Genomic DNA, 26,341 nt, shown 5'->3' on the forward strand with positions numbered 1-26,341 from the left:
CGCCATGACGCTCTACACGACCGATTATCTGGAGTTTTACCTCACGCTCGTCAGCTGGGTCATCCACAACGGTGTCTGGGCGGTATTGGTCGCCAGCGGCGTGTTCGCCATTCCGCTCCTAACCATCGTGATTCAGGAATGGCTCCGGGCCCGCAGTGAAGGTGCGGACGAAGGCAACAAGGGAGTGCTCAGCGCGCTGCGGATCGAGAACCGCATCTTCGTCGCCATCGTGGTCGTCATGTTCGCCGGCATTCCGGCCATCGACGTCAGCTTCAACACGCTCCAGTTCGATCGCTCCCGCTCCATTCAATGCCAGGTGAACGTCCCGGAGCCCGCAGAGACGGGCTGGTCGCAGTCATTCAGCACGCTGAACAATCAGTCCGCGAAGTTACCGGTGTGGTGGGCGTTCGTACACACCTTGTCCCGGGCGCTCACCGGCGCCGCGATCGCGGCCATCCCCTGCGGCACCGACCTACGGCAGATCCGAATGGAGGTAGACGCCACGCGCATCGACGACCCCGTGCTCGCGCAAGAGGTCGCCGACTTTACCCACGACTGCTACGGACCAGCCCGCGCGAAGCTCTTCATGAATCGCCCCGATCTGAGCGACGAACAGATGTACGACGTGACCTGGATCGGCTCGCGCTTCTTCCTCGACACCGCCGGCTACTACGACACCTACCGCTCCAGAACTCCGCGTGACGGCTGGCCCTACGACAGTGCCCGCGATGCCGGGCTGGCCGAGGTGCCCAGCGGCGCCGGCTACCCGAGCTGCGCGCAGTGGTGGGCCGACAGCAGTGGGTTGCGAGCGCAGTTGCTCGCCCAAGTCGATCCCAGCCTGCTGACGCGGATCGGTAGCTGGGCTGGGTTCCTGTCGCAGGATGAGGTTAATGACTCCGTGATCCGCGCCATTTCTTCGCCCCGGCAGCAGAAGCTCAACCAGGGTGCTGTCTATACCGACTACGGCGGCCAGATCGAAATGACGGTGCCCAATGTCGCCACCCGCGCAGCCAGCGACGTCGGGCTGGCCGTTGGGTCTCTCCTCTACTTCCCGGCAATGGACGCCATGCGACAGGCTCTACCGATGGTGCTGTCATTGCTCAAGATGGCGCTGGTGATCTGCATTCCCATGGTGTTGCTGGTCGGCACCTACGACCTCAAATCTCTGGTCACTACCAGCGTGGTGCAGTTCGCGCTGTTCTTCGTCGAGTTCTGGCTCCAGTTGGCGCGCTGGATCGACTCGACGATCCTCGATGCGCTGTACGGGTGGGGTTGGGGCTGGAATCGCCCGCACACGAACTTCGACCCGCTGATGGGGCTCAACAATGCCTTCGGTGACATGATCGTCAGCTTCGTGACCGCGATGATGTTCCTGGTACTGCCCACGTTCTGGATGACCGCTTTGACCTGGGCAGGAATCCGCGCCGGTAGCATCGCCAGCAGCTTTTCAGAAGGCAGCAAAGGCGCCGCAAATGCCGGCGGCCAAGGGACGAACGCAGTTGCAGGGGCAATGAAGAAAAAGTAGAGCTTCGGACCGACCTTCAATCGTCCGTGTACATCTCGTGCGCGTTGTCGTTGTAGGGGTTGGGATCATACCCTGGAGTTCGCCTGAGCCTACTGAGTTCATCCTCTACGAAGTCCTCTTGATCGCCGTCACCATCCAGGGCACCGTGCTGCACAGACCAAGCTGCCGCCACGACGAACAGGAGCAGCAGCACCAACCAGAATGCTGCATACAGCAACACGCCGAGCGCCAGCAGCTTGGCGAGCCAGAGCAAGGCGGTAGACGCACCAGCCGGCACGCCACGCGCCACCAGCCAGCCGGCGGCACGCTGTTCACGACGCAGGTATCCACGCCAGGCATGACCTGCCCTCCGGCCCAGCTGGTGGCTCCAGCGCTCGTTGTGCGTGTTGGTGGTCATATCCATGCGCCTCGGTTTCTGTGGTGCCTCACCTCATGGGATGGCGATTGCGGTTTACTCTCCAGCATAGACCTCGATCCGGAGAGAGTGTTGCGACCGGTAGACCTGGTTTGTTCGGCCCCGGGAATGATTAGATTTTGCAGCAAAAATAAAACATGACACTACTTTTCAAACCAGATCTTGCGGCAGCCTTAGGAATTGATTGGATTTCGTGCTATTTTTATAGCATGGATGGAAATTCTAGGCACCAAGTAATCAAGCGACTGCAGGCGGAGCTTCCCCGCGGGGCACCGTTCGACCTGGCCACACTGAGCCAGTTCGGGGTCTCACCCCAACTCGCCGCCCACTACGCCGATGGGGGCTGGCTCGTGCGCTTGGCCCAAGGGGTTTATGCGTTCCCAAATGACGACTTCGGGGTCTACGGCGCGCTGAAGCTCTTACAACAGCGCGTTCCTGGTCTACATGTCGGCGGCAAGAGCGCCCTGGCCCTGCAAGGGGTGCGGCACAATCTGGGCCGCGACACACTGGTGCTGTGGGGTGACAACCGCTTTGCGTTGCCGACGTGGTTCACCTTGCGCTTCCCGACACGCTACGCCTACGCCCGTCTGTTCGACTGGCCGGACACATCGCTGGCCAGCACCACCCTGACCACGCCGCCGGGCCTGCCCGGCCACCTGCAGGTGTCGGTTCCCGAGCGTGCCGTGCTGGAGCTGCTGTACGAGGCTGGCGTCAAGCAAAGCCTCGAAGAAGCCCGCAACGTCTTCGATGGGTTGCGCTCTCCCCGCAAGGACGTGCTCGGACAGTTGCTGTCCTCCTGCACCAGCGTGAAGGCCGTGCGCCTGTTCCTCACCTGGGCACGCGAGACGAGCCTCGTGGAGGTCGACGCGCTGCTGGAGCAGTATCCGGTTCGCACCGGCAGCGCCGCGCGTTGGATGAGCCGACTCGATGACGGCAGCCTGTTGAGCCTGAAACCTCATGGATAAGACTTACGCGGACACCGTTCGCCTGCTGCTGGCCGTCGCGCCCGACGTGTTCGCGGGCGACCTCTTCGCCATGAAGGGCGGCACCGCCATCAATCTCTTCGTGCAGGACATGCCGCGCCTGTCGGTAGACATCGACGTGGTGTACCTCCCTTGGCAGACGCCCCGCGACGAAGCGCTGCAAGCCATCAACCAGGAGCTGGCCGCCATCGCCACGCGTGTTGCGCGACTGGGTATGCAGACGCGCCTGGTACGTGCGAAGGACTTGGGGGACACCAAGCTGATCGTCGAGAACGACGTCAGTCAGGTGAAGATCGAGGTCAACGTGGTGTTCCGCGGCAGCGTGCTGCCCATCGAGCGGCGGCCGCTGAGCGCCAGGACCAGCGATCTGTTCGGCGTCGAGTTCGCGCTACCAATTCTGGCACAGGACGAGCTGTACGCCAGCAAGCTGGTGGCCGCACTGGATCGGCAGCACCCGCGTGATCTGTTCGACGTGTGGCAGCTCTACGAATCGGGCGGCATTACTGACGGCATGGTTGAGTGCTTCGTCGTCTACCTGGCCGGGCACAACCGGCCACCCCACGAAGTGCTATTCGGCAACGACAAGAACATCGCCAACGAGTACGAGAGGGCGTTTGTCGGCATGACCGAAGTGGATTGCACCCTGGACACCCTGCTGGAGACTCGCGCGCACTTGCGGCGCGAGTTACCGCTGCAGCTAACACCGGCGCATCAGCGGTTCCTGAGCGGGCTGGTGCGCGCAGAGCCGGACTGGTCGCTGCTGCAATGCCAGCACGCCGCTCAACTGCCGGCACTGCGCTGGAAGCTAAGCAATCTCGAAACCTTCCGCAAAAGGCGTCCCGAGGACTTCGCGGCTCAAGCTGCCTTGCTCGATGCCGGCTTAGCCCAAGTATGACGACGCTCCATCGATCGGCAACGCCACCGCACATTCAGCGGTTTGCGCAATTACTTGACGGGGGCATGCCGAGATAAGGGATATCTCGGCATGCCCCCCTCAGCGCCCAGTTCAACTCCAGTCTGGCGAAGAGCAGCGTATCGAAACGCTGCGGCAAGGCCAGGGCGGGAACAAGCCCATCAGTCCCTCACCAGATAGACCGGCGATTCCAGTTCACCGATCTTCTCCAGCCGCGCGCGGACAATGTTGCGACTGATGTTCAACAGCCGGCCAGTCTGCAGCTGATTGCCATGGCAGTACCGATAAGCGCTGCGGAACAACGTCTCCTCGATATGCTCGAACAGGTTCGGCAGGTTCTGTTCGTAGAGCGCGTGCAGGGCCGCCTCCAGGCTGACTTCGACGGGCGCAGGGTGAGCGGCCGGCAGCTCTGGACGGCTGGAAATGGAACGCATATCAGCGAGGTTGAGGTCGCTGGGCTGCACCTGCTGGTTGCGGCACACCAGGAGGGCGTGGTGGATGGCGTTCTCGAGTTCGCGGATATTCCCCGGCCAGCAATGGCTCAGCAGCTTGCGCTCGGCCTCGACGGAAAGCGATGCACGCTCGTAGCCCAGGCGCTGGCAGTGCTCCTCGAGGAAGAACTCCGCCAGCGGCAGGATATCTCCCGGTCGCTCACGCAGCGGCGGCAGACGGATAGTCGCCACGTGCAGGCGGTAGAACAGGTCCTCGCGAAAATGCCCGGCGACCACCGCGTCGGCGAGGTTGACGTTGGTCGCCGCGACCAGGCGCACGTCGATGGGGATCGGCGTGCGCGAACCGAGGCGCACCACTTCCCGTTCCTGCAGCACGCGCAGCAGCTTGACCTGCATGTTCAGCGGCAGGTCGCCGATCTCGTCGAGGAACAGCGTGCCGCCGTTGGCCGCCTCGAACCAGCCGGCCTTGCTGCTGGTCGCGCCGGTGAAGGCGCCCTTCTCGTGGCCGAACAGCTCGCTCTCCACCAGGCTTTCCGGAAAGGCGCCGCAGTTCACCGCCACGAACGGCGCCTTGCCGCGCCGGCTCAGGTGATGGACATGCCGCGCCACCAGCTCCTTGCCGGTGCCGGTCTCGCCGATGATCAGCGCATTCGCCTCGCTCGGCGCCAGGCGCTCGATACGGCTGAGCAGTTCCTGCGAGCGCGGGTCCTTGAACACCAGCACGGTGGCGCGCACCGACTTGGTCAGTTCACGAGCTTGCGGATGGGTGAGCAGTGACATGGCGGCGAGTCCTTGGCGTTCGGTCACCCGGATAGTGCATGAAAATACTTATAATTAAATAATCATAAATATTCATTTATATATTCATTTTAGAGATATAAAGAAATCCCTCTCCCCGACTGCTTCCCCAGCAGCAGTCCAGCAGCAACGGTTGCTGCCTGAGCAGACCCCGCCCAGCCTTGCCATCGCCCCATCACCCACAAACAAAGTTCAAATAAATCAATAGGTTGAAACTTAAATCAAGCTCCTAGCGCGCTCGGTATGGTTGTTGCGATAGCACCACACGGCCAGCAATGGCCGCATGGCAGCGCCATGACGATAGTGCAACGCACAACCGACACGAATCACTCGATGCAGTCCGCGGATCACCGCTCCGCGCTGTGTCCAACCAGCAACTGGGGGCAACATGTTCAAACGCAGTACCCTTTCCACGGCCATCGCCTGGGGCTTGGGGAGCCTCGCCGGCCTGTACCTGGCCGCCGGCCATGCCGCCGAAAGCACCGAGAACCAAGCCAGCGGCAGCACGCCGACCCTGGGCAAAGTGGTGGTCACCGCGCAGAAGCGCGAGGAAACCGTCCAGGAAGTGCCCAGCTCGATCTCCGTGCTGAGCGGCGACAAGATCCGCGACAACTCGCTGCAATCGGCTAACGAAGTGACCCAGTTCATTCCCAACGCCTCGGCCGGCACCACCGAGGGCCACGGCCGCCCGCGCTGGTGGATTCGCGGCCTCGGCACCGGCGACCAGGGCGCCAACACCGTCAGCCCGGTGGGCATCTATGTCGACGACGTGTACATCGCCAACATCAGCGCCACCGGCTTCCCGCTGTTCGACCAGGAGCGCATCGAGGTGCTGCGCGGCCCGCAGGGCACGCTGTGGGGCAAGAACACCACGGCCGGGGCGATCAACTTCATCTCGCGCAAGCCGACCTTCGACCCGTCCGGTTACTTGAAGGCCGGCGTCGGCGACTACGCTGATCGCGTGCTGGAAGGCGCGGTGAGCGACGCGCTGGTCGACGACCGCCTGGCCGCGCGCCTGTCGTTCCGCCACCAGGCCCGCGACGGCTACAACGACAACCTCGCCGACGGCAACGACAGCGGCGCCCTGGAAGACGACGCCGCGCGCCTGCAGTTCCTCGCCCGCATCAACGACGACCTGGAAGCCAACCTCAACCTGCACGCGCGCAGCTACCACGACACCGGCGGCTACAGCACGGTGAGCTACGGCCTGCGCCCGGACGGCACCAACCAGTTCGGCTACTCCATCGATCCCGAGAAGGGCAAGGTCAACTACAACGCCAAGTACGAGGTCGACATCGACCAGATCGGCAGCAGCCTCAACCTGACCTGGCAGCTCGGCAACCTCGCGCTGACCTCGATCACCGCCTTCGAACACTTCACCCGCGACGGCTTCAGCGACAGCGACAACACCCCGCTGGAACTGCAGCGCGGCTACAGCTATGCCGACAGCAAGCAGTGGTCGCAGGAATTCCGCCTCGCCTCGCCGCGCGAGGACCGCCTGAACTGGGTGCTCGGCTTCCACTACTTCAAGGAAGACCTGGAGTCGGAAAGCGCCAACGCCGCGCTGACCACCCCCTACATCCCGCGCGCCTACAACAACATCAGCTACGACCAGGGCACCGAGAGCTACGCGCTGTTCGGCAGCAGCACCTACAACTTCACCGACGACTTCGCCGTCACCGCCGGCCTGCGCTGGACCCGCGAACGCAAGGACATCGACCTGACCCGCCTGCAGAACCAGGGCCAGGCCAACTTCGCCGGCGACGACTGGTGGAAGATCGGCAGCGTCACCTCGCCGCTGGTGGTCAACGCCGTGCAGGACGACAGCAACACCTGGAGCGACTACACCTACGACCTGACCCCCGAGTACCGCCTCAGCGACAACGCCCGGGTGTACTTCCGCTACGCCTACGGTTTCCGCTCCGGCGGCTACAACACCGGCGCGGTCAGCCAGGCCACCGTGGCGACGGTCGACCCGGAATACCTGACCAGCTACGAGCTGGGCTTCAAGTCGGAATGGTTCGACGGCCGCCTCAACGCCAACGCCGCGCTGTTCTACTACGACTACGAGGACATCCAGCTCAACATCGTCACCGCGGTGAACAACCAGACCGTCTCGCGCCTGGCCAACGGCGCCGAGGGCGAGGCCTACGGGGCCGAGTTCGAACTGGAGGCCATCCCGGTGGAAAACCTGCACGTCAACTTCGCCCTCGGCCTGCTGCACACCGAGTTCACCGACTATACCTCCGGGCCGAACGACTACTCGGGCAACAAGTTCGTCCGCGCGCCGAACGTCTCGGCGGTGATCGGCGCCGACTACCGCATCCCGCTGGACGTCGGCGGCGCGCTGATCCTCGGCACCGACTGGAACACCCGCAGCCGCCAGTACTTCTTCTCCAACGACCAGAGCCAGAACATGCGCAGCGGCGGCTACACCCTGGGCAACGCGCGGGTGACCTACGAGCTGCCCGACGAGACCACCCGCGTCACCGCCTACGTGAGCAACCTGACCGACAAGGAATACCGCAACCACACCCTGCCGGGCGGCTTCCAGACCGCGGCGGTGATGTTCGGCGATCCGCGCACCGTCGGCGTCTCCGTGACCACCGACTTCTGATCCATCCCGCCCGCGACCCCGGCGGTCGCGGGCTACCCAGCGAGGTAATCGCCATGCACACGTCTCCCCTCACCCGCCTGCTGCGCCGCCTGGCGCTGCTGCCGGCCGCCCTGCTGGCCGTCTCGGCGCTCGCCGCCGAGGCGCCGCAGAGCCTGCGTATCGCCACCGTGGCCTATGCCAACGCCGGCAAGATCATCTTCAACGGCCCGGCCTACGTGATGGACCGCGACCAGTGGCTGCAACAGGAACTGGCCAAGCGCAACGTCAAACTGGAATGGGTGCCGGCGGCCACCGCCTCGGTCGGCACCTTCGTCAACGAGGAGTTCGCCAACCAGCGCATCGACTTCGCCTTCTACGGCGACCTGCCGTCGATCATCGCCAACGCCTCCGGCGTGTCGACCAAGCTGATCGCCCCGGGCGGCAGCGGCAACCACGTCTACCTGGTGGTGCCGGAAGGTTCCACCGCGACCTCTATCGCCGACCTCAAGGGCAAGCGCATCGCCCTGCACCGCGGGCGGCCGTGGGAACTGTCGTTCGCCAAGCTGCTGGAGGCCAACCAGCTCAACTTCAGCGACTTCCGCATATTCAACCTCAACCCGCAGGCCGGCGGCGCGGCGCTCAGCGCCGGGCGCGTGGACGGATTCTTCACCCTCAGCGACGCCTTCCTGCTGGAGGACAAGCAGGTCGGCAAGATCATCTGGTCGAGCAAACAGGCGCCGCGCGACTGGAAGATGCGCGCCGAACTGTGGGGCGCCAGCGAGTTCGTCGCCAACCAGCCGGAGCTGGCCCAACTGGTGGTCACCGCCTACCTGAAAGCCGCCTACTGGACCGCCCAGGACACCAACAAGGCCACCTACCAGGGCTACCTGTCCAAATCCGGCCAGCCGCTCAGCGTGCTGCAGCGTGAGGCCGAGGGCGAACCCTGGGCCAACCACTTCACCCCGCTCTACGACCAGGCGCTCAAGCAGCACTACGCCGACGGCATCGCCTACAGCCAGAAGGCCAAGCTGATCCGCGGCGAGGTCGACGTCAACGCGCTGCTCGAACCCAAGTTCGTCGAGCAGGGGCTGAAGGAATTGCAGCTGCAGGACTACTGGAAAGACGCACCCCACGACCTCGCGCAGCAGTGATCCCGCCGTGTAGGAGCGGCCCATGGCCGCGATCAATTCACGCCGGCCCTTCACACGTAGGGTGCGCCGTGTGCACCGTTTACTAGGGCATGGACACGAAGCCTCCGCGTTGCTCCCGGATTGGTGCGCACGGCGCACCCTACGGTCTTCCCGCGATACCCATCACCCCACGGCGATGGGTATCGCTTCTCTCAATCCATCCTACCCACGCCCCTTGTAGGAGCGGCCCATGGCCGCGAGCGATTCACGCCATCCCTTCGCGGCCATGGGCCGCTCCCACGGGTCATGTGTAGGGTGCGCCGTGCGCACCGTTTACCGGGATGGGCACGGAGCTTCGGCCGGCGAACTCGGCTAGGATGCGGGATCTAGCGGGGCGCTCTGCCCCTCACCTGCCGGAACCTGCACCATGTCCCTGTCGATGTACCAAGCCTCCATCCCGACCTTCCGCCGCACCCTGACCAGCCTCGCCGCCATCCTCGCCAAGGGCGCCGCCCACGCCGAGGCCAAGAGGATCGACCCGAGCGTGTTCCTCAACGCCCGCCTGGCGCCGGACATGTTCCCGCTGGTGCGCCAGGTGCAGATCGCCTCGGACGCCGCCAAAGGCGCTGCCGCCCGCCTGGCCGGGGTCGAGGTGCCCAGCTACCCCGACGTGGAAACCAGCTTTGCCGAGCTGCAGGAACGCATCGCCAAGACCCTGGCGTTCTTCGACGGCCTCGATGCCGCCCAGTTCGACGGAGCGGAAACTCGCAGCGTGACCCTCAAGCTGCGCGACCGCGAAGTAACCTTCAACGGCCTGGACTTCCTGTTCGGCTTCGCCGTGCCCAACCTGTACTTCCACCTCACCACCACCTACAACATCCTCCGCCACAACGGCGTGGAGCTGGGCAAGCGCGACTTCCTCGGCGCCTGATCGCGGTCGATGCGGGTTGGTTTGATGGGTTTCACCCATCACCCTCCCGCCCACAAAAAAGCCCTCTCGCGAGGGCTTTTTGCGTTCCGGCGGGCTCAGAAGTTGTAGGTGAGCTGCACGCCGTAGGTGCGCGGCGCCACGTAGCCGGTGGGGTACACGCCGCGCTGGTTGACGATCTGCGACAGCACCTTGTTCGACTGGTCGGTGAGGTTCTTCACGAAGCCAGTCACCTGCACCTCGTTGTCCGGGGTGAAGTAGCTGATCCGCGCGTTGCCGTTCCAGTAGCTCCCGGTCTCCTGCACCGGGTCATCCTGCACCGTGGCGTTGTGGTAGATGTGGCTGCGGTACGACCAGTCGGTGCCGATCAGCAGTTGGCCGACATCGCCGAGGCGGATGCGGTAGTCGGTGTCCAGGCGGAACGAGGTTTCCGGGGTGCGGTAGAACTCGTTGCCGCTGGCATCCAGGGTGGTCGGGCCGACGGTGTAGACGAAGTTGGTGTACTCGCTCTTCAGCAGGCCAAGGCTGGCGGCCAGGCGCCAGTTCTCCAGCGGCAGCGCCTCGACTTCCAGCTCGACGCCCTTGACGTTGCCGTCCGACGAGCCGGCGGTGCTGGTGATGGTGGTGCCGGGCACCTGCTGCTGGATGTTCAGCTGCAGGTCCTTGATGTCGTAGTAGAACGCCGAGACGTTGGCGGTCAGCCGGCCATCCAGCCAGGAGGTCTTCAGGCCGACCTCGTAGTCGGTGAGGGTTTCCGGATCGGTCTCGATGATCTCGCCGCGCACGATCGACTGGTTGAAGCCGCCGGAGCGGAAGCCGGTGGCGATGCGGATGTAGCCGAGGATGTCGTCGGTGAAGCGGTACTCCGGGGTGATGTCCCAGGTGGTCTTGGTCCAGCTGGCGTCGGTGCTCAGCTCCAGCGGCGCAACCACGCCGGAGCCCGTTACCGAATTAACCCCGCCTGGGCCGATGATCACGATGTTCTGGTTGCCGGGGGTGTCGGTGGCGGTCAGCGTGGTTTCGGTAATGTCCTTGCTTTCCCAGGTCTGGCGCAGCCCCAGGGTGACCGCCGCGCGCTCGGTGAAGCGGTACTTCACGTTGCCGAACAGCGCCCAGCTCTTCGCGTCCTGATCCCAGGAGGTGATCGAGAACTGCTCCTGGGTGTTGCCGCTGCGGTAGCGCAGCGTGTCGGTCTGCGAGTCGGCCTGCAGGTCGTAGTAGTAGGCGCCGGCGATCCAGCTGAGCGGCCGGTCGGTCGGCGAGCTGAGGCGGATTTCCTGGGTGAACTGGTCGGACGAGGTGTCGCCGTCGGAGGCCGTGCGGTCCAGGGTGCTGCCGGGCGGAATCTGCGGGTTCAGCCAGGTGTCGCCATTGCCTTTGCTGAGGCCGGTGATCGAGGTCAGGGTGTTCTCGCCCAGGTACCAGTTGAGCTTGAGGGTGGTGCCGTACCAGTTGTTCGAGCCGTTGGCCAGGGTGCTGAAGAAGTCGCTCTTGTTGTCCGGATCGTCGCCGTATGGCGGGAAGTAGGTGGTGCCGCCCTGGTTGATGCCGCCGCCGGGGTTGGGCGTGGTGACGTTGTCCACGCTGGTGGCGCCGACAATGTAGTTCGGCGTGTTGCCGGTGTTCAGCTTGCGCAGGTTGAGGATCAGCAACGCGTCGAGGTTGTCGGTGAGGTTGCCGAGCAGCTGGAAGCGGCCGTTGAAGTCCTCGAAGCGCGGGCCGGTGGTGTCGGTGACGATGTTGTCCGCCCAGCCCTCGCCCTTCTCGTAGTAGATCGCCGCGCGCCCGGCCAGCTTGTCCGGCACCAGCTCGCCGCCGACCGCGGCCTCGGTGAGCCGGCTGCCGTAGCTGCCCACTCCCAGCTTGGTGTAGCCGCTGGTGTCGAAGGTCGGTTTGCGCGACACGAAGTGGATCGCCCCGCCGGTGTTGTTCTTGCCCCACAGCGTGCCTTGCGGGCCGCGCAGCACTTCCACCCGCTCCAGGTCGAACAGCGGGAAGTTCTGGTCGCCCTGCAGGCCGACCACCACCTCGTCGACGTAGATCGCCAGCGGGCCTTCCTGGTTGGCGTTCGGGTCGTTGGTGCCGATGCCGCGCAGGAACCAGCGCGGCTTGCCGGAACGCCCGCCGGTATTGCCGCTGGACTGGCCGGACAGGTTGGGCGCCAGGCGCTCGATGTCCGAGGAGGTAGTGATGTCCTTGTCGCGGATCGCCTCGCCGGTCACCGCGGTGATCGGGATGGGCACGTCCTTGATCTTCTCGGCGCGCTTGGAGGCGGTGACCACCACTGTCTCAAGCGTGCTGTCCCGCTGCTCGGAATCGCCGCTCGATTCCGCTGCCCAGACACTCCCCACCATCAGGCTGCCGGCTACGCCAGCCAGGCAGGCGCGGGAGATGGCCGCGGCCAGGCGCCGGCCAGGTTTCAATGAAAAGATTCCGGATAACTCGGGGTCGTCATCGATTACGCATGGAAGAGCAGGATACAACATCATCAGTTCCTTTATATGAAGGCCAGATATCTGCACGCAGACTTTTGACAATTAGTCCACGGCGAAATCGCAACAACTGTGCCAGCACGTCAGAGAGCAAATAAATAAAGGAACTCAAGCAATTACGACAAGGTAATCGAACAGGTATCCATAGACTTTCTGCTGATGTACGAACAGCAAGTTGCTGACGCATGGCTTCTGCAGCAACACGCCCGCGCGGCCGATCAAGAAAAGGCCAAAAGCCCGCCAAAGCTGCATTGCTGGCATGGCAGCAGGCGGTCAGCAGCAATGCTGTAACACCAGCAACCCCGCCCTTTCCCGGAAACTTAACGGTTCGCGAACCGACACTTACCCGAAACTATACGAGACGCTGCAGAGACTCTTCAATCCTGGGTCGCGGGGCATTCAAACAGCCTCTCGGCATACTTCCAATTCAATAACTCCCTGCAACTTTAAAAGCTGGCATGGAAGCTGCTCCATGCACTTGGCCAAACATTCCCACCAACTCCGAGGGTCTTGTCATGTCTTCCACTCCCGCACAACCCGTGCAGCTCTGGTACACCCGTTGCGGCGCCGCCACGGCCTCCGCCCTGGCGATCCGCAAGAACTGGCTGCAGGAAGAGTTCGCCCAGCCCGGCACCGTGCTGCATTCATTGCGCGACTCCGACAGCCTGGAAATCCGCAACTCGCACTACCACCACGGCCAGACGGGCCTGTTCCGCGAGGGCGGCAACATCCCGCCGATCTGGGCCAGGGGCAACGGCCAGGACACCGTGGTGCTCGGCATCACCTGGCTCGACGAGTACCAGGGCATCCTGGTACGCGCCGACAGCGCCATCCATGACCTCGCCGACCTCAAGGGCAAGCGCCTGGGCATTCCGCTGCACCGCGACGCGGTCATCGATTTCCAGCGCGGCGCCGCCCAGCACGGCTTCGCCACCGCCCTGTCGCTGGTCGGCCTGAGTACCGCCGACGCCACCCTGGTGGACCTCGAGGCGCCCAGCTACGACCTGCAGGACGGCCCGCGCCGCGAGCCCGAGGAGCGCCCCGACGTCGCCGTAGAAGCCCTCGAGCGTGGCGAGGTCGACGCCATCTTCATCCGCTTCGCGCGTGGCTACCGCGTCGCCCAGCAGCCGCACCTGCGCCAACTGCTCAACCTCAACGACCTGTCCGACCCGCTGCTGCGTGTCGGCAACGGCACGCCGCGGCCGATCACCGTCGACCGCGCGTTCCTGGAGAAACACCCGGAGGTGGTGGTGCGCTACCTCGCCGTGCTGCTGCGCACCGCCGAGTGGGCGGCGCACAACCGCAACGAAGTGGCCCAGCTGCTGCTGCCGGAAAGCCGCGGCGCCAGCGTGGCCGACGTGTTCGCCGCGCACGGCGCCGACGTGCACCTGTCGTTCACGCCCAAGCTGACCCAGGCCTACATCGACGGCCTGACCACCCAGAAGAACTTCCTGCGCGACTGGGGCTACCTGAAGCACGACTTCGACGTGAACGACTGGGTCGTCCACGAGCCGCTGGCGCAGGCCCGCAAGCTGGTCGAGCAACAACGCGCGCAAGCCGCCGCCTGACCCTTTACATCCCCGAGGAACATTGCCATGACCGATATCACCAACGACGCCGAGTTGGTCGCCTACATCGAACAGGCGCGCGTCGACGCCGTGCACGCCTTCGAAACGCTGCGCGCCAACGGCACCCTGTCCGCCAGCCTGACCTTCCACATCTCGCACCGCATTCCAGGCACCGACCACCTGCTGGCGATCCGCTTCCCCGGCGGCCTGGCCCGCGATCAGTCGCCCAAGGTCAGCCTGTCGTCGTTCGCCGAGAACCAGGGCTCGATCCTCCACGAGGCGCGCCTGGAAGCCGACACCGCCATTCATGTGCACACCGCCTGGCTGTCGGCCTGGTCGCTGGCGCACAAGGACTTCCCGATCCTCTATGTCGCCGCCACCCGGCACCTGCTGGCGCGCAGCATCCCCAACCACCTGGAGCGCACCCGCAGCGTGCTGGAAGTGATCAGCGAGCGCCTGGACAAGCACCCCGAACTAGCCCCGCCGCCAGCCCTGCTGGAGTCCAACGGCGGCGCCAATTTCTGGGGCAAGGGCATCCTCAAGACCGCCGAGACCATTCTCTTCGTCGAAGAGGCGGCGCGCTTCCAGGCCATCGCCGAGCAGATCGGTGGCGCCCAGGTGTACACCCCAGGCGCGCTGGAGCTGCAGTGGAAGCGCACCGGCCTGCTGGAAAAAGCCAAGCACTACGAAGGCTGATCGCCCCGCGACCACCCTGCTTTTGTAGGAGCCAGCTTGCTGGCGATCCGGATTTACCGGTTACGACCGTGTTGGCGCCCGATCGCCAGCAAGCTGGCTCCTACAAGGCCGCGCCCACCATCGACCGCATGAGGACCACCCCCGTGAGCGAGCAGAAGCGCCAACTGGTGCTGAACATCTTCCTCCACCGCTTCGGCCACCACCCCGAGGCGTGGCGCCACCCGAGTTCCACCGACGACGGCCGGCCGAACCTGCAGTGGTACATCAAGGCCGCCAAGCTGGCCGAACAGGCCAAGTTCCACACCTTCTTCATGGCCGACTTCATCGGCCGTTCCGGCGAGATCAACGCACAGACCGGCCGCGCGGCGCCGAACTACCAGTTCGAGCCGTTCACCCTGCTCTCCGCGCTCGCCGCGGTGACCCAGCACATCGGCCTGGTGGCGACGATCAATACCAACTTCGATCACCCCTACCACGTGGCGCGCAAGTTCGCCTCGCTGGATCACCTCTCCGGCGGGCGCGCCGGCTGGAACGTGGTGTCGTCGTTCGGCGCGCACACCGCACAGAACTTCGGCATTCACCAGGAGCCGACTCACGAACAGCGCTACGCGCGCGCCGCCGAGTTCATCGAGCTGACCAAGGCGCTGTGGGACAGTTGGGACGACGACGCCTTCGACCACCCGCGCCGCGACCTCGGGCAGTTCTACGATCCGCGCTCGTCGCACCCGGTGCAGCACCACGGCGAGCACTTCGACTCCGCCGGCCTGCTCGACTTCCCGCGGCCGATCCAGGGCTACCCGGTGTTCGTCCAGGCCGGCAACTCCGAGACCGGCCGCGAGTTCGCCGCGCGGATCGCCGAGATGACCTACTGCTCGGCGCAGTCGCTCGACGTGGCGCAGGCCTTCTACCGCGACGTGAAGGGCCGCATGGCCAAGTACGGGCGCGCCGAGGACCAGCTGAAGATCACCCCCGGCCTGTCGGTGGTGGTCGGCGAATCCGATCAGGAAGCGCAGGACCGCTTCGGCGAGCTGCAGGAGCTGGTCGACGTCAGCAACGTGTCGTTCGGCGGCTTCGACCTGTCCGGCTACCCGGTGGATGGCCCGCTGCCCGACCTGCCCTACCAGGAGGACGCCAACGGCAAAGGCCGCTTCCGCCAGCAGCTGGAACTGGCTCGCCGCGAGAACCTGTCGATCCGCCAACTGGTGCTGCGTTTCCGCGTCTCGCGCGGCCACCTGCAGGCCATCGGTTCGGTGAAGACCGTTGCCGACCTGATCGAGCAATGGTTCGTCGAACGCGGCGCGGACGGCTTCAACGTGGTGCCGCCGTACCTGCCACAAGGCTTCGAGGACTTCACCCGGCTGGTGGTGCCGGAGCTGCAGCGACGCGGCATCTTCCGCACCGAGTACAGCGCCGGCACCTACCGCGACAACCTCGGCCTCGACCGCCCCGCCAACCGCCGCGACCCGCGCAACGCCTAAGCCCCACGGAGCGGCGCAGGCCGCTCCGCCCTCTCCTCAGCGTCCGACCGGGCGGCACTGCCGCTCGACGGGCTCGCCTGCCAGCACCTTGCGTGCGAACGGCAGGGAATCCTTCAACGATCCGTTGGCCGTGCCACCGTGATCGCGCCCCGGATACAGGTGCACCTGCGCCACGCTGCTGAATGCGCAAGCATCCTCGGCCAGCGTCCGATCGGTACACGTCATCGGCCTGCGTACACGCTCCTTCCTGTAAGCGCTCCACGAACCCCACCTTCATCTAATGCACTCACTTGCGGATGCTGGGCTCCCGTTTTCCCAGTGGAGCCCCGCCATGATGCGTCCGGACGCCAAGGTCAAAGCCGTTTACCTCTATCCGAAGCCCGTCGACTTCCGGAAATCCATTGATGGTCTGGCGGCCCTGGTGGAGCTGGATATCAAGGTGGCGGTGTTCGACCCGGTGTTGTTCGTTTTCCTCAACAAGACCCGCAACCGGGTGAAGATTCTGTACTGGGAACGCAATGGCTTCTGCCTGTGGTTCAAACGCCTGCAGGCCGAGCGCTTCAAGACCAAGCCCGATGCCGAGGAGCCCATCGTGTTGACGGTGCGGGAACTGAATCAGTTGCTGGCAGGTTTCGACCTCTGGGGCAACCAGCCACACAAGGTGCTGAGCCCGCGCTTCGTGGCCTGAGCCGGTATAATCCGGCCCCATGAAACTTGGCGCTGACGCTCTTCCCGACGACCCGATTCTTCTCAAGGCTCTTGTCCTGCAGTTGCAGGAAGAGAACGCCCTGCTGCGCCACAAGCTGTTTTCGCCCAAGTCCGAGCGCAGCGCCGAGGATGCCGACTCGCCGCAGTTGGCCATGTTCAACGAGGCAGAAGAGCTGATCGAACAACCGGCAGCGCTTGACGAGAGCGAAGCTGACGCCGAAGAAGTCGTTGCCTCCGTCAAGCGTCGCGGCAAACGCAAGCCGCTGCCGGCCAATCTGCCGCGCGTGGAAGTCATCCACGAACTGCCCGAGCACGAGCGCACCTGCGCCTGCGGTGCCTGCAAGCAGGTGATCGGCGAGGAAGCCAGCGAGCAGTTGGAGATCATTCCGATGCAGGTACGGGTGATCCGCCACATCCGCAAGACCTACGCCTGCAAGGCCTGTGAGTCTGCCCCGATCACGGCCGACAAACCGGCGCAACTGATCGAGAAAAGCCTGGCCAGTCCCAGCGTGTTGGCCATGCTGCTGACCACCAAGTACACCGATGGCATCCCGCTGTATCGTTTCGAAAAGATGCTCAGCCGCCACGGTATCGACATCCCCCGCCAGACCCTGGCGCGCTGGGTGATCCAGTCCGGCGAACAGTTGCAGCCCCTGCTCAATCTCATGCGCGACCAGTTGCTGGGCTACCCGGTGTTGCACTGCGACGAAACCCGACTGCAGGTATTGCATGAACCCGGGCGAGATCCCACGGCGCAGTCCTGGATGTGGGTGCAAAGCGGCGGCCCACCGGAGAAACCTGTCGTCCTTTTCGACTACAGCACCAGCCGTGCGCAGGAAGTACCGTTGCACCTGCTCGTCGGCTATCGCGGCTACCTGATGACCGATGACTATGCCGGCTACAACGCCGTGGCCGCGCAAGAGGGGATCGAGCGCCTGGCCTGCTGGGCGCATGCCCGCCGCAAGTTCGTCGACGCGCAGAAAGTGCAGCCCAAGGGCAAGGTCGGACGCGCCGATATGGCCTTGAACCTGATCAACAAGCTCTACGGCATCGAGCGCAATCATCAGGACAGTGGTGACCTGGAACGCCATGCCGTGCGACAGCAGCGCAGCCTGCCGATCCTGGAACAGCTCAAGGCCTGGCTGGACAAGACTCAGCCGCAAGTCACCGCGCAGAACGCGCTGGGCAAAGCGGTGCACTACCTGGCCAGCAACTGGAGCAGACTCGTGCGCTATGTCGAAGGCGGGCATCTGCCCCTCGGTAGAGTAGAGATGTGGCGCGGTGGTGGTAGGTCCGGCATATCCGTTGGCCGTCTCTTTCGATTGACGGTGCCTTACTGTCCAAACCCTGACTCCGTTTCCACATCCCCCTCATCGAACCGGACGTGCGGATTTCCCGCATCCGGCTCTCTTGCAACACATCAGACCTTCGCATTCGAGCGGTCGCGTGCAGATGGCACCAGGCGTATCAGTCCCAGTTTTCCGTATAGGTACTGGTCGGAATACTGGCGGTATCCCGTTCCCCGCTTGCCACTGCGCCGTCGCAACCAGATCCTGACTCGCCGCGCCGTATAGTTGTCGATGTCCCGGTAGACCCGTTGCACCGGCCCCTGGTCGAAGTAGTTTGCCCAGCCACGGATCACAGGATTAAGTTCCTCGATCCGCGTCGAAATCGGCAAACCGTTCCAGCGCGATGTTGTCTCGGCATGTATGCGTTCCTTCAAGCGTTTGATCGACTTCTTTGAGGGCCGTGTGCCCCAGTAGGACCGGCCCTCTCGGCCGTAGAACTGCCCTACGGTGTAGCCCAGAAAGTCGAAGCGTCCTTCCGGCAAGTGAACCCTGCGGGTCTTTTCTTCGTTGACCGTCAGGCCCAGCTTGCCCATCAGGCGCCGCATCATGGCCATGGCCTGCTCCCCCGTACCGGGTTGGCACAGGATTACAAAGTCATCGGCATAATTGACCACTTCGGCTTGCAGCCGCCTTGCATGCCCGCCCTGATACCAGGCCAGCATGAAGCGTCGGAAATACAGGTTGGCCAGCAAGGGGGAGATAACGCCCCCCTGAGGCGTGCCTCGACGCGTGTCGCGCGCCACAGTCGTGCGGATTTCTCCACCCTTTCGTATACGTTCGATCACCGGGGCCGCAAGCCATTGGCGAATCACCGCCAGTACCGTTCCATCCGCGACACGACGCGCAACACAGCGCATCAGGCGGCCGTGGGGAATGGTGTTGAAGTAGTCGGACAGGTCTGCATCCACGACTTCCCTGGCACCCCGCTGAGCGATGCCAAAGTGGATGCGCCGTAGCGCCATCTTGGCGTCCATGCCTTCCCGAAAACCGTACTGCCAGGGAAACAGGTCCTGATCGAAGATCGGCCCCAGCACCAGCAGCGTGGCCATCTGTACCACCCGATCACGAATGGTGGGAATGCCCAGCGGGCGCTGCCCGCCGTTCGCCTTGGGAATCCATACACGCAACAGGGGCGCGCACCGATACTGCCCAGTGCGTAGCTCCTGCCTCAATCTTTGCAGCCAGGGCGCCAGCCCCTGGGCCTCGATGTCCTTGAAGGTCATCCCGTCCACCCCGGCAGCACCGCGATTACTGCGGCACCGCCGATAGGCTTCCAACAGGACGTCTATCCGGTACACCTTGTCCCACAGGCTGTAGAACCTGGTGGCTGTTTCGCTCTTGGCTTTCGCCTGTAACACGCTCTGCAGGGTCCGAACCGAATCTCGCGGGGTTGATAGGCTGAGGCCAATCCCCGGGCTCTTCCCGCTTTGCGTATTGGTATCGCAACAGGGGGCCTTCGCTCCGCCGGCATTACTCGGTCTCATCACTACTACACCCCCATCCGCCATCCACAGTGGTCGACTCTGCCACTCACGAGGCTGTCGTTGCCCGATTGCCAGTCCGGCGCCGCCGTGGACTTCCCTTGTTGCACGATCAACCATTCACCATGCGTGCTGCCACCACTACCCCGGTGGATGCGATACCCGCCCATCACGCTCGCTTGGGTACCGCCGACGGCCTTCCTCGTTATTATGGCGAGTCGGCATCCACGACGGCATTTCGAGGCCTGCTCAGTGTTCACTCACGTTGCGGCCCGCATGGCCCGCTGGCTTCCTATCGAAGCCTTTTCAAGAAGTGCTTCAGCCCCTTCGTTACCTCCAGGTCCGCTCCTTGTGCTTCCGGCCGGAGCGCGAGTTGGCCGGGTCGGACTTTCACCGACGGATCGATCGCGCCTTACAAGGCACACACAACAACCCGGCAGAGCGTGCGATCAAGCCGTTTGTCATCGGGCGCAAGGCCTGGTTATTCAGTGACACACCCAAGGGCGCCACGGCCAGTGCGCAGATCTACAGCCTGGTCGAGACCGCCAAGGTCAACGGCCAGGAGCCCTATACGTGGCTGCGCCACGTACTTGAGCGCCTGCCGTATGCATCGTCGGTGGCCGACTACGAAGCCCTACTGCCGTGGAACTGCTCGCCAGAGATGCCACGGTAACCTGTTGCCCCATCATGTGATAGGTGGGCTTCATGGATCGCACTCATTGCATTGAAACTGAGCAAGGATTGGGTGTTGAGCAACTTCTGCTTTCGGCCAATAGCTGCCTGTCGAAACCGGCTGAAATCGCCCCATTACGGGCGCCCCCCGAGGCCAGGCTTTTAGCATGCCTATATCTCGACTAACCGACTGCGAGTGAAGCGCTCAATAGCGCGGGCTGTCCGTGCAGGGGCCCCCCCATCAGGATTGGCAACGGCTCATTTTCATTGAGAGGTGTTCCTGCTAAGTAAAAGTTACGCAAGTAGTGCATGCAGATCAGGCGCTCAATCCACGCCATGTTGATCTGCTAGACGACAAGAACGGCTGGATGGAAAGTCAGGCTTCTGAACCCGCAGAAAGGTCGAGTTCCGTCAACGGTTGCCGTGAAAAAAATCGCAAGATACTAAAAAATGCAGAGGACTCCCTCGGAGTCTCGATTCTAACTCGAGAGGCTGGCGCATTCACTGCCCAGCCCGACTTGACGAGTAAATTATTCGATCAGTCGTGAAGCCGCATTAGACATCCAATGGATGTATTAGATTGCTGAATCTAGGAGTACCTGCAGCAATCTAGTAAGATTGCATGTCTGTGTCAGAACTCGAAAGTGTACCTTTCAAAGAATTCTTGAACTATTCTTGCGCTTGTGAAAGCAGAGTATTTTTGATAGGTATCATTTTTTTGATTATCTGCATGGTCGCATACAGATTTTACTGCGAAGAAAATTGGTTTGGGTTCTGGTGCACTGTTGGCGGCACTGTAGATACCGTAGATTTCCATTTCGATACCGAGCAAAGTTCGCTGCTGGTTTTCGATAATGTCCTCTACAATAGTATAGTCTGCCAGCACTGCAGAGCCGCAACCAACTGGTCCTGAGTGAAGGCGAAGCTCTGTAACAGGCTTCTCTCCTCGCCATTCGTCCTTGATTTTAGCTAAGAGACCTGGCGTCCTTGAGATTTGCAAAACGCGGGACTCAATTGACTCGCTAACATGAATTTGATGAGGCGCGATGTAAAACTGCGAGCCTTCATCATTCGATAAGCGCTTACCGCACTGATAATCCCAGCTCGGGTTCGCAAGAAGAATGTCGCCATAGTTGGTCTTTCCGGGTACGCCCGCACAGATGCCAGGCATAACAAGGAATCGAGGCTTGCACAGGGCAATCAGTTTAGTTGCCAATATAGTGGCTGCAACCATACCCATTCTTAAGCTGTGAGCAGCCACTACAGAGTAGGTTTTTTTTCCCGATGTAAAACTGCCCCGCCTAATTGAGGTGTTCTGGTCAAGCAGCTCCCACCCCCCCCAGTTCCAAGGCAGATCGAGTATCGCAGTGTATTCCGGATTGTAAAGCGCTGTGATAATGCACAGGTCAACAGGTTCTGTGTCGATTCCTTTGCCAGCTTCTAGATTTAGCATGTACTGAACGCAGTTCAAGATGCCTTTCAGCCAGTCATCGGACTTTTCATCATAACGGTGGAAAACCATAGAGCCGCAAGTCTGCAGGTTTTGGATTTCCAAAATATAAGCCTCATAGGCTGAAAATCCTACAATCAGCTTAGGCTTGCGCAGTTCTTGCTCGGCATCATGCAGGTCTTCGAGAAGCTGCTTGACCACATCCAGCGAGGGATCTTCTTCCATTACTTCCGGAAGGCATAGATCCAGAACTACTAAATCATATGATTCCGCGCGAAGCTTTAAGCGAGCATCTGATGCTGACTCCGCAGTATGAATGTTATGCCTGGGAATATCTAGCGCGATCATTCCTTTGATCAGGGGTACAATTTTCGCGCGATTATCATCAATGATCAATATATTCAAAGCAACCCCTCAATAGCGTTGATACTGTCAACTAGCTGCGCCTGCCACTCATCAGTGAATGTGTCGTACTTTATTAGCTCAATGAAAATACCTGGAAACTCTTCGTCTAGTTCATTTCTCAACTCAATCAGTGTTGATTCTTTTCCATGGGAAAGATCTTCATCACTATCCGCTGAGAAGTATTCATAGGCAGTAACCACAATTACAGGGGTGATTATTTCGTAGTTAACCATGTCGCGCATGACCTCCACGCCACCAAAACCCTGCGGGCGCCCCCCATGTTCATCTTCGCTGATGTCGAAAGTAGGAAGCGACATATCCAGCACGACCAAGTCATATGAAACCTGATCAAGTCTCTTTAGCGCCGAACGAACTGACCTAGCAAGGTCTATATCAATTCCTGGAAAGCTATCTATAAGGCAAGAGGAGATTTTTTCGCCTTTAGGCCCTTCATCCTCAACAAGTAACAATCTCATCACTCAGCTCCGATGAATATGGGCTAAAGTTAACGCTTTCTACAGTCAGAGCTAAGTCAACATCAAGGAAAAAGCATGTTGGTGTCTGAAATCCGAAATCAATTCTGCCACCAGCCTCAGGTTTAACTATAGATGCGACCTTGAATAGTCCACTACGTCGATCTAAAGCCATTTTATCTATGTAAGCGCCTGACGTTATATCTGCTCGCGCTGCCTCGATGAGCTCTAGGCTCTTGTCGTTATAGGCTTCAGGTGCGACCGAACTCTCGAATCTAAAGTTAATAAGATTTCGCTCTTCGTCCATGCGCGAAAAGACCCTTAGGCTTGCATTTTCCCTGCAACCAGAGTGATCGGAGATATTGCCTATTACGACAAGCAAAATGTCGGCGACAACTACTAAAGCATCTGCTCGCAGCTCCATTGTTTGTATAACTTCTTTATCTATCTCGATCCTGCAGCTTCTATGCCTAGTTAAGGCTGACTGAATGGAGATATCAATAACCTCGGTGAGCGAATAGGCATACTTGCTTAGCTCACCTTGACGCTTATTGAACCAGTCGGCTGCTCTGTCTATCAGATTCTGAAGCTCTATAGATGCGTCATTTATTGCGTTGCTTAGATCATGGCATTGATTATCTCGGCCAAGAGTTTTAACTAGATCCGCACGAAGATTGTCGAAAAGAGCCACAGCCTTAGCCTTGTACTCTTTTGAAAGAACCTCCCTCACGCGGAAAAGCGACGGCTCAAGCCTAAGCCAGAACATTGCGATGCTGACCTCAAGCCATGACCCGAGGTCGTAGTTCGACGATTGCAGTGCGGAGCGCGCCACATACACTAACGCTGGAGCGAGAGGTAGATCAATCAACCCATTCGGATACTCGGGACGCTTGATGTGGAGAGCGGAGTCTTTAAGATGCGATGTTAATGCATCGAATTTTGCGCCGAAGTCTTTAAGCAACGTTAGAGTTGCTTTGACATCTTGTGGAGAATGTCCACGATCCTTCAGGACTGTCTGCCAATGAAAGTTCTCTCGATAATCGCCTCCGGAAATCTGTGTGATCAAGGAGTCCTTATCGAGCGCCCCTCTTAGATATCCAGCAATTGAATTATGGCGTACACGCTTACTAAGATAGCTGTTCAGTCCATGTGGTTTATCAAAGAGGAACCTCTCTCGAAGCTCCCAGAGCATGGAAACAACTATATCGTCAGCTTCGCTTTTGGGGGTATCAAGATATGCCTTGGCGCTAGATTGCACCATGAAGTCTTTAATAACATCATCTAAGTCTTCAGCAATACCAACGCCTGCCTCAACTAGGCTCTTGTATCGGGACAGGCTCTCCTGAAGCTCAGCATGGGCCCATCTCGAAATCCCCTCCAGGTCTACGTGTATTCTGCTGCCATCAACGACTTTCAGTCCCTCTCTGATTCGAAGGCTGCTTGAGAGTGTGAGAATTTCAGACTCATACATGTCAGAGTTTTCAGGATCTAGATATAAGAGCGCACCTAGTATCTGTAAACGTTCTTCATCTACAGCCTTGGTGCCTTCGAGGCATTTGCACATATCCAAAATCGATGGTGCACACAAATTCCTCATAAAATAGATGACATTGGCCTTACCGAAGCGGTCAATGTGATCAGATAGGCTAGAAGGTTTGTCGAGATCATTGTTTCGGAGAAAAGAGTCGACCGCCGTCCGGCGAAGCGTGGCTAGACTATTGCTAGGACTGGACTTATATATCTGATGCAAAAGTATGGGGACTGATATTTCATCTGAATACTGGCGCAAATCAGCCCACCGAGTATCTTTATTTACTAAGGCAGTGAATGGAAGGAGGTCAACATAGCTTCTGCCGGTAGAAATTACATCTCCAAATATCCTGATTGCGCTCCGAATCTCGCCAAGAGATATAAGAGCATCTGCCTCGACAGATTTGAATCTAGGCTCGATATCTTGAAATCCTTCCCGCCCCTTCTGCTCGCCCAGTGTGTCAATTAATAATTTGTTATTTCCGCGCTGAAAAGCTCCTGAAGCCCGCGCTATTGTAATAGCTGTTAAGGGGAGCGCACAGGTTTTAGCGTCATCTGACCTGCGGATATCTACGAAACTTTTTACTGCGGCATTCAGATCCGAGGCGCTTTCGTATAGAAGCTTTTCGATATGTGAGCCTGGAGGCACATCCAGCGGCGAAAATTTCGGATTATTCAGAAAGAAATAAAGATTCGCCTTTTCGTTCTTAAAGGAAATCGGATTGTGTTCTCGTCGCACAATGTCGAGAAAGGCTTTGCATGATGGGAAAACATGAAAGTTTCGAAGAGTTTTTTCTAAAAAATCATAAGAACGAGCAGATTCAGAGTTCTTCGCAATCACGTTCGCCAGTCGGCGCGTGTAATCATGATCAGGTCTACACTCTTTCACTCGCTTGAAGTTGATATTCTCACCGCTAAACGAGTGAGCCTCCGCAGCGATGAACAATTGGAAAATGTCCTTGGGGATACTAGAGCGGAAGGTTTTCAGCGCCTCTCTGCTTGCTTCTTTAACTTTCCCCCTCAGCAACAAGCCAGCAGGTTTTATATTGCAGATATCATGAGGTCCAGCTTCGCGCCTACCGTATGCCAACTCAAGTTTCGAAATGCGCTCGTCACCCACGCCAGCTCTAATTAAAGCGCTGAAGAGCACCCTGAAAATATCTTGTTTTCCCTCGATCCCCACAAGCTCTTGAGCAATATTGATTAGCCCCTCATAGCAATCAATAATAGAGTGATTCTGTTGAAATCTGATAATTGAACAAATTTCAGGCTCTGTGGTGGGGATCTCGTGGCAAAGCTTAAATTTCAGGTACTTAGCTGTCTCCGGCTTCAAGTTTGGCCTTGAAGCTATGTAAGAGTTAAGGTTCGAAGCAAAGCGCTGTGTTGTCACAGCCATTTCGTTGCGCATACTTATCCGGTGAGACAAAAAACGAATAAATCCGCGCCCAGCTTCTTTTCGAATTCCTTCAAGAATCCTTTTCTGGCTTTCCAGCCCTTTGAAGGCCTGCTCTACAGACAGCCTTGCCTCTACCAGCCACACTGACTGGCCTAACTTTTCAGAGATTTCACTAAATAGCGTATAGATAGCCTGCAAATTTCCGCACCAAAAATTATCTTCAATTTTCCGCCTGAGCTTTAGAAATTCTTCAATTGTCTCGCGCTCTCTATAAATCCTATGCGACAACCAGAACGCTTCGGAGATAAGAGAAATCTCCTTGGTTTCTCGAACAAAACTCAAGCTGGATAGCGTCGGCTTGACTTCCTTGAATGACTTTGGCAGCAAATAATCTTGCTGAGTGTCGGCCCATTCTAAGAATTCATTGTAATCACTAAATGGAAGCTCTTGCCTGGCTAAGAGCAAGTTAACATTCAGCGATTGCGAGAAATAAGTTTTGCGCTGAGCAATGTCGTAACTGTAAGAACCTTTCATGCTGTAGGTTGTTGTGTTACGAGCAGCAGCTATCACGCCTCGAAGCTTCGCTTTGGCTTGGTTTACCGGTTTTGACTTGATTTTTTTTGAATCCCGCTTCGCCATGATTCCATTCCGAGCAGTTTTGAGGTGCTACTGACAATTCTTTCAGGTTCTGAGAAGCCAACTCTTAGCGGGAAGGAAAATCCGCATCTTCGGCCATGTCAAAAAACGTCGTATGCATCCAGTTTATCCCCAGAATAGCCTGTATGCGAAGGCCTTTTGCCATCGTGGTAAGGCAGAGTTTAGTGCGCTGATTAGGTCTGCTTGAAACCTTGGGTACAACAACGGAGAGCCTGCGGCAGGTTGCTATTCCTTTAGTCAGACACT

General features: G+C 60.0%; 19 protein-coding genes and 2 pseudogenes. 12 read left to right on the forward strand and 9 right to left on the reverse strand.

Annotated features, from left to right (window positions below; all coding sequences use genetic code 11):
* The first annotated feature begins 4 nt into the window (after positions 1–4).
* Complete coding sequence (locus MJ643_RS04535) at positions 5–1,525, forward strand: conjugal transfer protein TraG N-terminal domain-containing protein (RefSeq protein WP_247726621.1); 1,521 nt, start codon at positions 5–7, stop codon at positions 1,523–1,525.
* A gap of 16 nt (positions 1,526–1,541) precedes the next feature.
* Here MJ643_RS04535 and MJ643_RS04540 read toward each other — a convergent pair whose 3' ends face one another.
* Positions 1,542–1,928: a DUF3742 family protein gene (locus MJ643_RS04540; protein ID WP_172441176.1), complete on the reverse strand. Its 387-nt coding sequence runs from the start codon at positions 1,926–1,928 to the stop codon at positions 1,542–1,544.
* Positions 1,929–2,149: 221 nt separating this feature from the next.
* Between MJ643_RS04540 and MJ643_RS04545 the strand changes: the two genes are divergently transcribed.
* Positions 2,150–2,905, forward strand: a complete 756-nt coding sequence (locus MJ643_RS04545) for a type IV toxin-antitoxin system AbiEi family antitoxin domain-containing protein (protein ID WP_172441390.1) — start codon at positions 2,150–2,152, stop codon at positions 2,903–2,905.
* Positions 2,898–3,818 carry a nucleotidyl transferase AbiEii/AbiGii toxin family protein gene (locus MJ643_RS04550; protein ID WP_247726622.1) on the forward strand — a complete coding sequence of 307 codons (921 nt, stop codon included), beginning with the start codon at positions 2,898–2,900 and terminating at the stop codon, positions 3,816–3,818. The genes MJ643_RS04545 and MJ643_RS04550 overlap by 8 nt, the downstream gene beginning before the upstream one ends.
* A gap of 179 nt (positions 3,819–3,997) precedes the next feature.
* Here MJ643_RS04550 and MJ643_RS04555 read toward each other — a convergent pair whose 3' ends face one another.
* Complete coding sequence (locus MJ643_RS04555; RefSeq protein ID WP_172441178.1) at positions 3,998–5,068, reverse strand: sigma-54 dependent transcriptional regulator; 1,071 nt, start codon at positions 5,066–5,068, stop codon at positions 3,998–4,000.
* A 406-nt stretch (positions 5,069–5,474) separates the two neighbouring features.
* Here MJ643_RS04555 and MJ643_RS04560 point away from each other — a divergent pair, with 406 nt between their 5' ends.
* The 3 genes from MJ643_RS04560 (at position 5,475) to MJ643_RS04570 (ending at position 9,743) form a co-directional block, all read left to right on the forward strand.
* Positions 5,475–7,703 carry a TonB-dependent receptor gene (locus tag MJ643_RS04560; RefSeq protein ID WP_247726623.1) on the forward strand — a complete coding sequence of 743 codons (2,229 nt, stop codon included), beginning with the start codon at positions 5,475–5,477 and terminating at the stop codon, positions 7,701–7,703.
* 53 nt (positions 7,704–7,756) lie between these two features.
* Positions 7,757–8,833, forward strand: a complete 1,077-nt coding sequence (locus MJ643_RS04565) for an ABC transporter substrate-binding protein (protein ID WP_247726624.1) — start codon at positions 7,757–7,759, stop codon at positions 8,831–8,833.
* Positions 8,834–9,239: 406 nt separating this feature from the next.
* Positions 9,240–9,743, forward strand: a complete 504-nt coding sequence (locus tag MJ643_RS04570; RefSeq protein WP_247726625.1) for a DUF1993 family protein — start codon at positions 9,240–9,242, stop codon at positions 9,741–9,743.
* A gap of 95 nt (positions 9,744–9,838) precedes the next feature.
* On the opposite strand, the gene MJ643_RS04575 is transcribed toward MJ643_RS04570, so the two are convergent.
* Positions 9,839–12,163, reverse strand: a complete 2,325-nt coding sequence (locus tag MJ643_RS04575; RefSeq protein WP_247726626.1) for a TonB-dependent receptor — start codon at positions 12,161–12,163, stop codon at positions 9,839–9,841.
* A gap of 28 nt (positions 12,164–12,191) precedes the next feature.
* Entirely contained in the window at positions 12,192–12,515 is a 324-nt protein-coding gene (locus MJ643_RS04580) for a hypothetical protein (protein WP_172441183.1), read from the reverse strand.
* Positions 12,516–12,747: 232 nt separating this feature from the next.
* Between MJ643_RS04580 and MJ643_RS04585 the strand changes: the two genes are divergently transcribed.
* The 3 genes from MJ643_RS04585 (at position 12,748) to MJ643_RS04595 (ending at position 15,974) form a co-directional block, all read left to right on the forward strand.
* Positions 12,748–13,800 (forward strand): ABC transporter substrate-binding protein, encoded by a 1,053-nt coding sequence (locus tag MJ643_RS04585; protein ID WP_172441184.1) that lies wholly within the window; start codon positions 12,748–12,750, stop codon positions 13,798–13,800.
* Positions 13,801–13,827: 27 nt separating this feature from the next.
* Positions 13,828–14,496 (forward strand): class II aldolase/adducin family protein, encoded by a 669-nt coding sequence (locus MJ643_RS04590; protein ID WP_247726627.1) that lies wholly within the window; start codon positions 13,828–13,830, stop codon positions 14,494–14,496.
* 143 nt (positions 14,497–14,639) lie between these two features.
* Positions 14,640–15,974 (forward strand): LLM class flavin-dependent oxidoreductase, encoded by a 1,335-nt coding sequence (locus MJ643_RS04595; protein WP_247726628.1) that lies wholly within the window; start codon positions 14,640–14,642, stop codon positions 15,972–15,974.
* Positions 15,975–16,010: 36 nt separating this feature from the next.
* Here MJ643_RS04595 and MJ643_RS04600 read toward each other — a convergent pair whose 3' ends face one another.
* Entirely contained in the window at positions 16,011–16,199 is a 189-nt protein-coding gene (locus MJ643_RS04600) for a hypothetical protein (RefSeq protein ID WP_172441186.1), read from the reverse strand.
* Positions 16,200–16,305: 106 nt separating this feature from the next.
* Here MJ643_RS04600 and tnpB point away from each other — a divergent pair, with 106 nt between their 5' ends.
* Together tnpB and MJ643_RS04610 are read left to right on the forward strand one after the other, a co-directional pair.
* Positions 16,306–16,662: an IS66 family insertion sequence element accessory protein TnpB gene (gene tnpB / locus MJ643_RS04605; RefSeq protein ID WP_247726629.1), complete on the forward strand. Its 357-nt coding sequence runs from the start codon at positions 16,306–16,308 to the stop codon at positions 16,660–16,662.
* A gap of 19 nt (positions 16,663–16,681) precedes the next feature.
* A pseudogene (locus MJ643_RS04610) lies at positions 16,682–17,941 on the forward strand (IS66 family transposase); the annotation flags it as partial.
* A 161-nt stretch (positions 17,942–18,102) separates the two neighbouring features.
* Here MJ643_RS04610 and ltrA read toward each other — a convergent pair.
* Positions 18,103–19,389, reverse strand: a complete 1,287-nt coding sequence (gene ltrA / locus MJ643_RS04615; RefSeq protein WP_247726630.1) for a group II intron reverse transcriptase/maturase — start codon at positions 19,387–19,389, stop codon at positions 18,103–18,105.
* Between the two features lie 550 nt (positions 19,390–19,939).
* Here ltrA and MJ643_RS04620 point away from each other — a divergent pair.
* Positions 19,940–20,185, forward strand: a pseudogene (locus MJ643_RS04620) (transposase domain-containing protein); the annotation flags it as partial.
* 630 nt (positions 20,186–20,815) lie between these two features.
* Here MJ643_RS04620 and MJ643_RS04625 read toward each other — a convergent pair.
* Genes MJ643_RS04625 through MJ643_RS04635 form a run of 3 tightly spaced genes read right to left on the reverse strand, consistent with a single transcriptional unit; the run spans position 20,816 to position 26,077 of the window.
* The gene (locus MJ643_RS04625) at positions 20,816–22,039 is read right to left on the reverse strand and encodes a hypothetical protein (RefSeq protein WP_247726631.1); all 1,224 of its coding nucleotides are present in this window, start codon (positions 22,037–22,039) and stop codon (positions 20,816–20,818) included.
* Positions 22,036–22,515: a response regulator gene (locus MJ643_RS04630; RefSeq protein WP_247726632.1), complete on the reverse strand. Its 480-nt coding sequence runs from the start codon at positions 22,513–22,515 to the stop codon at positions 22,036–22,038. Before MJ643_RS04630 ends, MJ643_RS04625 begins: the two co-directional genes overlap by 4 nt.
* Positions 22,496–26,077, reverse strand: a complete 3,582-nt coding sequence (locus MJ643_RS04635) for a hypothetical protein (protein WP_247726633.1) — start codon at positions 26,075–26,077, stop codon at positions 22,496–22,498. The genes MJ643_RS04630 and MJ643_RS04635 overlap by 20 nt, the downstream gene beginning before the upstream one ends.
* Positions 26,078–26,341: the final 264 nt, after the last annotated feature.

Source organism: Pseudomonas sp. PNPG3, from assembly GCF_023093815.1.
Lineage (GTDB): Bacteria > Pseudomonadota > Gammaproteobacteria > Pseudomonadales > Pseudomonadaceae > Aquipseudomonas > Aquipseudomonas asiatica.